Origin of the sequence: Croceibacterium selenioxidans (assembly GCF_018599195.1) — a bacterium.
Lineage (GTDB): Bacteria > Pseudomonadota > Alphaproteobacteria > Sphingomonadales > Sphingomonadaceae > Croceibacterium_A > Croceibacterium_A selenioxidans.
Genome location: NZ_JAHFVK010000002.1, coordinates 1,421,167 through 1,431,959 on the forward strand (window position 1 = coordinate 1,421,167; position 10,793 = coordinate 1,431,959).

9 protein-coding genes are annotated in these 10,793 nt (G+C 62.3%); 8 read left to right on the forward strand and 1 reads right to left on the reverse strand.

Annotated features, from left to right (window positions below):
- Window positions 1–208 precede the first annotated feature (208 nt).
- The 8 genes from KK137_RS15660 to KK137_RS15695 all read left to right on the forward strand — a co-directional run bounded on the left by KK137_RS15660 (window position 209) and on the right by KK137_RS15695 (window position 8,937).
- Complete coding sequence (locus KK137_RS15660; RefSeq protein ID WP_214537445.1) at window positions 209–895, forward strand: SapC family protein; 687 nt, start codon at window positions 209–211, stop codon at window positions 893–895.
- A gap of 11 nt (window positions 896–906) precedes the next feature.
- Entirely contained in the window at window positions 907–1,902 is a 996-nt protein-coding gene (locus KK137_RS15665) for a cupin-like domain-containing protein (protein WP_250893878.1), read from the forward strand.
- Between the two features lie 322 nt (window positions 1,903–2,224).
- The gene (locus tag KK137_RS15670) at window positions 2,225–2,770 is read left to right on the forward strand and encodes an acetylxylan esterase (RefSeq protein ID WP_250893879.1); all 546 of its coding nucleotides are present in this window, start codon (window positions 2,225–2,227) and stop codon (window positions 2,768–2,770) included.
- Between the two features lie 2 nt (window positions 2,771–2,772).
- Window positions 2,773–4,254, forward strand: a complete 1,482-nt coding sequence (locus KK137_RS15675) for a family 43 glycosylhydrolase (RefSeq protein WP_214537584.1) — start codon at window positions 2,773–2,775, stop codon at window positions 4,252–4,254.
- Window positions 4,255–4,272: 18 nt separating this feature from the next.
- Complete coding sequence (locus KK137_RS15680; protein ID WP_214537446.1) at window positions 4,273–5,259, forward strand: alpha/beta hydrolase; 987 nt, start codon at window positions 4,273–4,275, stop codon at window positions 5,257–5,259.
- A 212-nt stretch (window positions 5,260–5,471) separates the two neighbouring features.
- A complete protein-coding gene (locus KK137_RS15685; RefSeq protein ID WP_214537588.1) occupies window positions 5,472–7,322 on the forward strand; it encodes an NPCBM/NEW2 domain-containing protein in 1,851 nt (616 codons plus the stop codon).
- A gap of 78 nt (window positions 7,323–7,400) precedes the next feature.
- Window positions 7,401–8,306 (forward strand): 2-dehydro-3-deoxygalactonokinase, encoded by a 906-nt coding sequence (locus KK137_RS15690; protein ID WP_214537447.1) that lies wholly within the window; start codon window positions 7,401–7,403, stop codon window positions 8,304–8,306.
- Complete coding sequence (locus KK137_RS15695; protein WP_214537448.1) at window positions 8,290–8,937, forward strand: 2-dehydro-3-deoxy-6-phosphogalactonate aldolase; 648 nt, start codon at window positions 8,290–8,292, stop codon at window positions 8,935–8,937. The genes KK137_RS15690 and KK137_RS15695 overlap by 17 nt, the downstream gene beginning before the upstream one ends.
- Before the next feature lie 198 nt (window positions 8,938–9,135).
- On the opposite strand, the gene KK137_RS15700 is transcribed toward KK137_RS15695, so the two are convergent.
- Window positions 9,136–10,793: hypothetical protein (locus KK137_RS15700; protein ID WP_214537449.1), on the reverse strand; the 1,658-nt coding region annotated here is incomplete at its 5' end.

Below are 10,793 nucleotides of genomic sequence, written 5' to 3' on the forward strand. Positions count from 1 at the left end.
CAAACCCAAAAAAATGGCTCGCACCGACGCATCGGCGCGGACACTCTTTCGTGAATTACTCAGACATAACCCGGAATGATAGCGCTATCAACATTTATTTGTCCGAGTTAATCGGATTTAGGTCTTGGGTTTGGGATTTGGCGCTGGCAAGCTGCTCGCACGGACCGAGTAGTGGACCGGCAGGCGCGCTTGGGAGAGATTCGGCGTTATGCAATTGGTAGGTCTCAATCCCCATGATCACGGGGATCTATCCATTCGATCGGTTCCACGCGAGACACGGCGATTCACGGAAATCGTTGCGTCCGAATTTGCTGGGGCAGCGGTGTGCTGCCCGATCTTTTTCGCAAAGAACGCCGATACGGGCGAATTGTATGCCGGGGCGCTGTTCGGGTTCGAAGAGGGTTCGCCCCTGACGGGAGGTCCAGGCGATCAAACCGAACCGTTCGTGTCGCTCGACCGCAAGCGCGCAGGCTTCTACATCGCCACTGACCATATCGCCATCGACGAGGCCTGCCCAAGGTTCAGCCGCACCGAAGGGGAGCCGTTGTTCCAATCCGATGGAAGCCCGGCCCCCGCGTTGCGCGCTGTCCAGGCCGTTCTTACACAGCTGCACTCCGGCAAAAGCGAGACGGACGCCTTCATAAAGGCCATGATGGACCTGCGGCTGATCGAGCCGATCGATGTCTCGCTCAGTTTCGACGACGGCGAACGGCTGTCACTCCAAGGGCTGTACACCATCGGCCTCGATGGACTGGGCGAACTTGACGATGCCACGGTCGTATCGCTGTTTCGCGCCGGCCATCTTCAGCTGGCGTATACCGTTGCCTTATCCTCGCGACAGCTTCCGGTCATGGCGGCCCGGCACAATTCTCGCCTGTCCCAAGAGGCGCAGTGACCTTGCCGCGCTTGAGCAAGGTTCGGGAGGTATCGACCCCAGCCTCGTTCGATGACGAGTTGCTGTCGCAATGCGAGCCGTTCGTGATCAGAGGCCTATGCGAGCAGTGGCCTGCGGTACGGGAAGGCCGCCGATCATTCGACGCCCTCATCGCCTACCTTGCCGCTTACGACACTGGCGAGAAGGCGGAGGGATTTGTCGCTCCGCCGGAAGTCGCGGGTCGCTATTTTTACTCCGACGACATGGAGGGCTTCAATTTCGAGCGGCAGACGATGACCGTGACCGCGGCGCTCGATCGCATCCGTCAGGGCGCCCAGGGGGACAACAGGGAATCGGTCTACCTGGGCTCGGTGCCGGTCGCGCGCCACCTTCCAGGCTTTGACCGTGAAAACGCGGTGGGGTCCCTGCCGCAGGAAGTCGAGCCGCGAATTTGGATTGGCAACCGCTCTCATGTCTCTTGCCATTTCGACACCTACGACAACCTGGCTTGCGTTGTGGCCGGGCGACGGCGCTTCACTCTCTTCCCGCCAGAGTTGATTGGCGATCTTTATGTGGGTCCGATCGACAAGACGATGGCCGGCCAGCCGGTCGCCCTGGCCGTGGCGAGCGCTCCCGGCGATCCGAGATATCCCCGTTTCGAGGCCGTTCGTTCCCGAGCGCTGACGGTCGATCTGGCCCCCGGCGATGCGCTCTACTTGCCCAAACTCTGGTGGCACGAGGTCAAGGCAAGCGACGATGCAAACGTGTTGATCAACTATTGGTGGGATGCATTTCGCCAGGGTCCCGATGCGCCCTTCACGGCGATGATGCTGGCGATGATTGCCTTGGCGGAGAGGCCTCGGGCTGAACGTGCGGCCTGGGCGGCTTTCTTCGACCATTACGTCTTCCGGCCTGAAGGCCACCCGCTCCAGCATCTGCCGGAAAGCAGTCATGGAATCCTCGGCACGATCGACCGGGACCGATACGCCCAGATCCGGGCCATGCTCATGCGGCAACTGAGGCATTGATCGCCAACGAGGCTGTTTTATTTGTCGGACAATTGACGTGGTGCCGTGACCTTGCTTACTGTCTCCAGGACCGACCGGCCATTCGAGACGGCGGTGTCCAGGGAAGAGAGAGGCCGGGATGGGTGGCAGCGATCGCTATTGTAAGGCCATCCCACTCCGGCAGAGGACCTGCGCAATACTGGCACTGATCCTGTACCTGCCTCTACCGAGCCAAACCGCCGCAGCCCAAGATGCCTCCGCTCCGCCTCCGCTGACCGAATCTTTTGCCGCGATAACCGAGAGCCCCCTCGTTCCCGACGACGACGGTTTCATTCGCCGGTGGATGATCCTCGAACCGATCGCGAAGCCGAACCCGACGAACACGGTGTTCACCGGCAAGTACGTTCGCCAGGCCCTGTCGCGGGAAACCTATCCGGGTGACTTCGACTCCATTCCGGAAGCGGGCGAAGCGGTTCGTGGGGACCAAGCGCTCACTTGGCACGCGCTCGATTCCAAGCTCTGGGATGTGCGCCTCTTCGACTTCGCCCAGGCGCTCGGCAAGCCGAAGTATGGCGTCGTGTTCTGGATGGTGACGATAATCGACAGCCCCCGGGAAATGAAGAACGTCCGGCTCGCGGTTGGATCGAACTCCGCCTCACGCTGGTGGCTCAATGGAGAGGTGGCGGTCGAACTGTTCGACGACCGCCGGATGGTGGTGGACGACGTGCTGTCCGACCGTGTGACGCTGCGCAAAGGGCGCAACGTTATTCGCGGCGCGGTCATCAACGGACCGGGCCTCAGCGACTTCTGTCTGCGCCTTCTGGATGAAAGCGGCGCGCCGATCCGCGACCTCGAAATCAATTTTGGCCCATCGCGGAGGCCGGCGTGACTATGAAAGAGGCCCTGCCAAAGGCGCGTCGCGTCGCGATAATCGCCGGTGCCATCGCGCTCAGCCAGGCGTTTGCCACGCCCGCGCTGGCGCAGCTCGAAGGCAACGTCTTCATCCACGACCCGTCCACGGTCGTGCTCTCAGATGGCAAATGGTACACTTTCGGCACTCGCGGTGGGGGGCTGGTATCCGAAGATGGGTGGACGTGGTCCGACGGCCCGGTGCGCCCGGGCGGTGGGGTCGCTCCCGACGTCATCAAGATCGGCGAGCGCTATTATGTCGCCTATGCGGTCGGGGGCGGAGGCCTGAATGGCGGACACGCCAGCGAGATCAAGGTCATGTGGACGAAGAGCCTCGATCCGGGTTCTCCAGACTTCAAGTACCACGACGTCGGCACCGTTGCCTCGAGTGATGGTATCGAGCGCAATGACGCGATCGATCCTGCATTCCTTCTCGCCGACGGTCGCTTGTGGCTAAGTTATGGGACCTATTTCGGGACCATCCGCATTGTCGAACTGGATCCGACGACGGGGCAGAGGCTGGCCGGCAACGACCCCGTCGATGTCGCGATCGACATGGAAGCGACGGCGCTCCTCTATCGGGACGGCTGGTATTATCTGCTCGGCACGCACGGGACCTGCTGCGATGGCCCCAATTCCACCTACAACATTCGTGTCGGCCGATCCCGTGACGTTTTGGGTCCTTACCTGGATCACATGGATGTCCCGCTGCTCCGCGGAGGGGGGAAGCTGGTATCCGCCGCGCACGGACGGATGATCGGTGCGGGGCATTTCGGTCTTATTGATCTGGGCGGAGGTGTCGAAAAGTTCTCGCTGCACTACGAAGCCGACATGGATCGAAGCGGCCGCAGCGTGCTGTCGATCGAACCCCTGTTGTGGCGCGACGGATGGCCGGTCGGTGGCAGCAATCTGACGTCGGGCACTTATGAAATCCAATCGGAGCGCAGCGGCAATGCGTTGCAGCTTAAGACCGACTTCGTCAGGATCGGTTTCGACGCGCGGCGTAGCTTCATGGCCAATCCCGGAGATCCGGTAAGCCCCTTGCCTGACCAATCCCTTGCGGACAACAGTGCCGTCTGGCCCGACGGGACCATCCGAGCAGACCTTTCTGCCTACATGGTCCGGCCCAACCAGCACTGGACGATCGCACCCGTCGAAGGCGCGGGGGGTTACTTTGGTGCTCCCTACTACAGCATCAAGATAGCCGGCACCGATCGCGCCCTGGCGGTCACCGCCGATGGGGGCGAGGTTGAGACGGTCCCTCGCTTCACCGGGGGCGACGCGCAACTCTGGCGGATCGATCAACTCACTGACGGCACTTATCGGATTTCACCCAAGGGGCAGCCTTCCGGCAACGACACGGCCCTGGTTGCCATCGGCACAAGCACGGCAAGTCTGAACCGCTTCGATCCGACCAGCGACGCCGGGCGCTGGCGATTTTACCCCGCCGAACCCCCACGATAGAACGAGGAGCCCAATCCGATGCCAAGAGAACGGACAAAAAGCATCGGGGCCGGGAGGCTGGCCGCCATCGTATCCCTTTTCGCCAGTCTTCCGGTCCTCACGCTTCCCGCGGCAGCGCAGGACGACAGGATGACGGCAATCGAAAAACCGGCGGAGGCCAACGCTATCGATCTGAACACGGGTCCGCTGCCCGATGCCAGCATCTCGGAATCGTGGCACAAACAGTACGGCAGCGTCTTCGCCCGCAACGTAACCGAGGCGACGCTTACCCCATTTCTGCCGGACCCCGGCAAGGCGAGCGGTGCGGCAGTGATTGTCGCGCCGGGCGGCGGCTTTCGCAGCCTGTCGATGGAAAACGAGGGATGGGATGTCGCCCGCCGGCTGGCGGAGCGGGGCGTGGCGGCTTTCGTTCTGAAGTACCGGCTGAACCAGACTCCGGCCGATCTCCAGGAGTTTGCCAGACCGCCACAGCCCGGAGGGGCGCCAGCAGCACGTCCGGCGCGCCCGTCACCCGATCAGGCGGCGGACAGTCTGTCTCCGCAGGTTGCCGACGCTCGCGCCGCTTTCGAGCTTGTGCGCTCCCGGGCTGGCGACTGGCACTTGGACCCGGATCGCATCGGCATGGTCGGATTCTCGGCGGGCGCCATGTTGACGATGACGACGGCCTTGATCGATCGCCAGGCGGCCCCTGCGTTCGTAGCCAATATCTACGGTCCGCTGGGCGCGGTGAAGGTGCCCGAGAACGCGCCGCCACTGTTCGTAGCACTGGCCGCCGACGATCCACTGTTCCCCGGCACTGACTTCGGATTGATCCAAAGCTGGCGGGCCGCGGGCCGCCCGGTGGAGTTTCACTACTATGAGAAAGGCGGTCACGGTTTCGGGATGTATCCCAAGGACACCACCAGCACCGGGTGGTTCAACGCTTTCGTCAGCTGGCTCGAGATGCACGGAATGCTGAAGCCAAAAGCTGTGGACGCGTCGGCATCGGAAGCAGCATCACGGTGATCTGACGAATTCAGCAGAGATGGACTACCGAATGGCGCGGTGGAGATGGTGGCTGTGAGCGACATGAGCAGAGATTTTCACCGTGCGTCGGTAGGCGGATGCCAGGGACACCGAGTTTCGGATCGTCTGCGATGCCGCGTCCCTCTCTTTGATCGAGTTCCTTCCTGGGGACCGGGGAAGTGAAGCTGATCGGTGCCGTTTCCCTGATCTTGATGTTGGCGCCCCCAGCGTTGGCAGAAGGGCTTGAAGCGAGAGGAGAGTGGAGCGCCTACGAAAAGGGCCACGGTCAGTTGCCTCCCATGGGCTGGAACAGCTGGAATGCCTTTTATAGCGACGTTGACGAAGAGAAGGTCCTCGCCTCGGCCCAGATAATTGTCGACAGCGGCCTCGCGTCCAGGGGATATCGCTACATCAATATCGACGATGGGTGGTGGCTTAAGCGGAGCCAGCCAGACGGGCGGATGATAATCCGCACCGCAACTTTTCCTTCCGCGGCAGGGAAAAGCGGCCGTACCAGTTTTCGACCGTTGACCGATCGCCTGCATGCGATGGGACTCAAAGCGGGAATCTATTCCGATATCGGTCGAAACTCCTGCGGCCAGACGTTTGGTCATGGCGGAAAGAACAATCCGGCAGGGACGCTCGAAGAGCGCGAGGTGGGATTGTTCGGCCACATCGACCAAGACATCGCGCTCTATTTCGACGAATGGGGCTTCGATTTCATCAAGGTCGATGGCTGCGGCATTCGCGGTATGGGGGCAGACAATCCCAATGTCGCATCGGGCATATATCGCACCTTCGAGCCCCTGATCGATTTCAACTCCATCGCGCGGACGGACGTGCGCGCCGTCCAGGCTCTCTACCAGCACGTGGCGGATGCCCTGGAGCGGTCTAATCCGGACGGCGATTTCGTGTTCTCGATCTGTCTCTGGGGATCTGCCGATGTGCGATCATGGGCGCACGATGTGGGCAACCTTTCGCGAACGAGCGAGGATATCGGGCCGCAATGGGGCCGGATGCTGCACAATCTGGATTCCGCAGCGCGGCGGGCGCTCTATGCTCAGCCAGGCAGTTGGAACGATCCCGACATGCTGTTTGTGGGCACCGGCGATTTCGACGCACATCACCTCGTCGAGGCGCGTAGTCATTTCAGCCTTTGGGCGATACTCAATGCGCCGCTGATCATCGGCTACGACTTGCGCGAAGCCACGCCGGACTTGTTGGCCATTCTCGGAAACGAGCAGATCATCGCCCTCAATCAGGATGCGGCGGGAAACCAGGCGGTCCTCGCTTTCGACACGGACGACCTCCAGATCTACGTCAAGACGCTGGCCGATGGTGGTAAAGCCGTCGCGATCTTCAATCGCACCGCAGCGCCACTCAACGCGACGCTGGACGCCGCTCACCTCAAATTCGTAGACAAGGCGCCCGTGCAATTAACCGACCTCTGGTCTGGTGAGAGCTTGAGCTTCAGTGGTGAACAGCCGCTCGCACTCGCCCCTCACGAAACGCGGGTCTTCCGGGCGAGCGGCACTCGTCAATTGCCGGGCGGCTTGTATCTTTCGGAGATGCCGGGCAGCGTGAATGTCGCAGAAGACGGGATTGTCCACCCAGAGCCGGACCCCTCGATCCACCGGACCATCATATCCTGGCAAGGTACGCATGGCGCAGGCGAGCCTCCGCGTTATGCCGGATGGGGAGGAGCGCGGGCCGACAGGGCGCCCTACGGGCAGCACTTGCAGATCGCCGGACGGCCTTTCTCCAATGGTATCGGCGTGCTCGCCAATTCGCGGTTGGAAGTGCGCAATAAGAATTTCAGGCGGTTCTCGGCGATGGTCGGGATCGATGATTCCTCCGCCGATACGGCGCAACGCGTGCGCTTCGAGTTGTACGGTGACGGAGAACTGGTGGCGCAGACATCATGGATCGGCTTCGGTCAACAGGCGCAGACTCTGAGCGCGGATGTCGAGGGGCGGTCCATCGTGGAGCTCGTGTCGCGAACCGCCGACCCCACCGAGCGGCCCGTTCCCGTGACTTGGGGCGATGCGGCGCTGTTGCAATGAATAGCCCGAGGGACGCGATCGGTTCGCGGCTAATCGTGCGCTTGCTACTGCTGGATCGGAAGGAGGGTGCCTGACCTGGTGACGGCCCATTCCGTCATACTCGGCGATTGGGGCGGAACCCGGTTGCGGCTGTGGTTGCGTCAAGGGGGCGCGACAATCGCGGCAAGCGAGGCACCGGGCCTGCTCGTCGCAAACGAAAGTCCGGAGCAGATCTTGCGCCACGCGCTCGGCTCTCTGGGCGTAACAGCGCCCTTACCCATAGTGCTATGCGGCATGGCTGGGGCGCGTGAAGGCTTGGCCGAGGCGGGTTATGTTCCATGCCCCGGGAACGTCGATCAGTGGGTCGGCGCTGCGGTGGAAACCTCGCTCGACGGCTTCCCGATCACGATTCTGCCGGGCTTCTCAAATCGGGATGGGGGTGGTCGCCCCGATGTTATGCGTGGCGAGGAGGCGCAAGTCTTCGGCGCGCTCACGATGCGACATGCGGGAGCCAATGGGCCTACGGAAATGGTTCTTCCCGGCACGCACAGCAAATGGGTTCGCGTGGAGGATTGCAGCATTTCGCATTTCGCTACCTGTCCGACAGGCGAGCTGCACGCCAGTCTGCTCGGATCGAGTCTGGCCCCTCGCGAAAGGCAAACGCACAGCCGGTCTCACGCGGACGGATTCTCCACCGGGGTCGCCCGTGCGTTCGATGGCGTGCCTCTGATGGCATCCCTGTTCGAGGCGCGTGCCGCTCGAGTGTTAGATCATCGAGACGGGGATTGGTCAGCCGGATTTCTGTCGGGACTTTTGATCGGAAGCGAGATCGCGGCCATGGCGCCGTCCTGCGCCCTGAACGCCGTCCCCTTGCTGGTGGGTTCGGACGATCTTGTACGCCGTTATCGCTCTGCGTTCGCCAAGTACGGGTTGGACTGCCAAACGGCCGATGGTGAGACCTGCGCACTCATCGGATTGGAGATCGCGTATGCCCAGCTTGGATGAGATCCTCGAGAATGGAGCGTTACCGGTCATCGCGATCCTGCGCGGTCTTATGCCCGGGGATGCCCTGGAGATCGGGGCGGCCCTGGTTGAGGCGGGTATTCGGGCTATCGAAGTTCCGCTCAATTCCCCCAGACCCCTTGAGAGCATTGCGCTCTTAGTCGACGCCTTTGGTGATCGCGCCTTGGTGGGGGCCGGAACGGTGCTCGACAGCGCCGCCGTAGGGCCGCTGGCCGCCCTCGGCGCACGGTTGCTGGTCGCGCCGAACTGCGATCCTGCGGTAATTGGGGCGGGCATAGCTCATGAAATGGATGTGCTGCCGGGAGTGTGCACACCGGGCGAAGCGCTTGCGGCCGTCGCTGCAGGAGCGTCTCGGCTCAAATTGTTCCCTGCGTCTTCGGTTCCGACGAGTCACGTGAAGTTGCTCAAGGACGTGCTACCTCAATCCATTGGCATCTGGGCGGTCGGCGGCGTGGATCCGACTAATGCCGTCGCTTGGATCGAGGCGGGGGCCGAGGGTGTGGCGGTCGGCAGTTGCGTTTTTCGCCCTGATTCCACCCCGTCGGAAGTGGCGATCCGCGCGCATAGTCTGGCCTCAAGTATGAGGACGCGCGGCAAGGGCGGATCCATCTGAAAGCTTAGGCGGCGTTAAGATAGGCGCACTCGGGCCACTCGACGCGGGCGACGTCATTTCAGTGGGCAGGGAGTGGGTTGCGATCAGGCGCTTTCTGCGAACGCTGCTTTCTCGCCCGCGCATCGGTAATCCTAACAGGGGAGATGGCGGCCTTCCTACCCCAAGGCAGGAAGGCAACCAGCCGCTAGTCCCGGCGCCTTACTCGCGTCGGAGTTGTTGTTCATTCAGCGGGGCCGAGCTTACCTGGACTTGTCGGCTCACCTCGAGGCTTGCCCCCGCATCGAACGCTCCACCGGGACCTGTGCCGACCGTGCTCACGCCGGCTCCGGGGGTGCCGATCGAAACATTCAGGCCGGCCGCATTGTCGACGACCAGCTTGACCCACAGCGTTCCGTTTTCGCTGAAATAGGAAGTTTTACCCGCGTCGCGCAGCGCTGCCAGGCTGGATGTCTCCGCGCCCCCTGCGGTGCTGGTAAAACCGGGAAGTTCGAAAATGACCCACGAACCATCGACCATTTCCCTCAGCGACAGGGACAGGTCCTTCCTGCTGGTCTCCACCCTCACCTGCGCTCCGCTGCGGATCGTCGTCTGGCCGGTGTATTCCCACCGCCTGCCGTTGCGGCTCAGCATGATCGGGTCAGTTATCGGGCCACTGCCGAAGCCCAGGTTGCCGCCGAGCCCGAAGTGACCGAAGTCGCCTCGACACACGGCCGCACCCCAGTCCGGCCTGATTTCACAGGCGTCTTCGTCGGAGGCGATACCGTTGTCCAAGACGATATAGGAATCGGCGACACCGCCGACCGAGCCGTCCCGATCATGGATCGCCGCCCCCCTCCAGGCATTCTGTCTCCCAAAATCGGAGGCCCATCTGCGCACGACGGGAGGGAAGCTGACCCGCTTGGCGTTGATGAATTGTGCGCCCTGGATTGCGTTCTCGGAGCTCATCCCGAAGCTGGTGTACATCAGGTAAGAGATCGCCCCCGCATCCCGCGTGTCGTTGGGCACGAAGTTCACGAAGGTGGTATTCTCCACGTCGTGGCGCATGTCGTAATATTCGTACCCGCGGATCGGGAAATCCGGGATATCGCTCGGCATGCTGCGACCGTAAGCGATTTCCTGCGCCGTACGGGGGTTACCGATATTGTCGCTTTCGCCCACGAACACCGCGTCGACGACGCGTGACGTATAGGCGGTGCGGCCAACTGCAGAGGCCGCGTGCGTGAAGCCGACCGCGTTATCGGCCACCCGCAGGTTCTTGAACAAGTGCAGCTCACCGCGGCCCCAGACGGCGCCATGCCTGTTCTTGTAGCCGGTGAAATTGTCGAAGACCGACGTCACCGGTTCGCTCGTTGGGTCAGCCGGGTTGGCGAAGGCGAAATGGTAGTTGCTGCCACCGACACTGAACGTCCCGTCGGGCTTGGGGCCGCGATCGAACATCAGGCCATCGAAATTGGAGTGGGCGGTATTGCCGCTGAACTCGCGCACCCCGGTTCGTCGAGGCCAGGTTTTTGCGCTGATCTCCGTGCCTTCGAACTGACCGGTCGGATGCTCGGGCAAGGCGAACCAGAATCCTGTCTGGTCGGACCCGGCGGCGACGTTGTCCCGATAGATGTTGTCGGGGTTCGTGATCCAGAAAGTCGACGCCGTATTGTCCGAGGGAATCAGGACAGCTTTGGAAGCCTGGCCGGCCGCTGCCGATCCCGCGCCGCCCCCCGATCCGGCAGGGCCCAGATTCGTCGGTTCGCAGGGCAGGGTGGGATGACACTTGGTCATGATGCCGAGGTTGTGGACGAACTGGTTGCCGGTCTCGACCGCGTCTTCGAGGAAGAAGCAGTGGCCCACGGTGTTGAAGGTGA

Excerpts from the sequence above, each read along its gene's own strand:
- KK137_RS15675 (WP_214537584.1), top strand. The coding sequence starts at position 2,773 with ATGAAAGAGGCCCTGCCAAAGGCGCGTCGCGTCGCGATAATCGCCGGT.
- KK137_RS15685 (WP_214537588.1), top strand. The coding sequence starts at position 5,472 with ATGTTGGCGCCCCCAGCGTTGGCAGAAGGGCTTGAAGCGAGAGGAGAG.
- KK137_RS15680 (WP_214537446.1), top strand. The coding sequence starts at position 4,273 with ATGCCAAGAGAACGGACAAAAAGCATCGGGGCCGGGAGGCTGGCCGCC.
- KK137_RS15695 (WP_214537448.1), top strand. The coding sequence starts at position 8,290 with ATGCCCAGCTTGGATGAGATCCTCGAGAATGGAGCGTTACCGGTCATC.
- KK137_RS15660 (WP_214537445.1), top strand. The coding sequence starts at position 209 with ATGCAATTGGTAGGTCTCAATCCCCATGATCACGGGGATCTATCCATT.
- KK137_RS15670 (WP_250893879.1), top strand. The coding sequence starts at position 2,225 with ATGATCCTCGAACCGATCGCGAAGCCGAACCCGACGAACACGGTGTTC.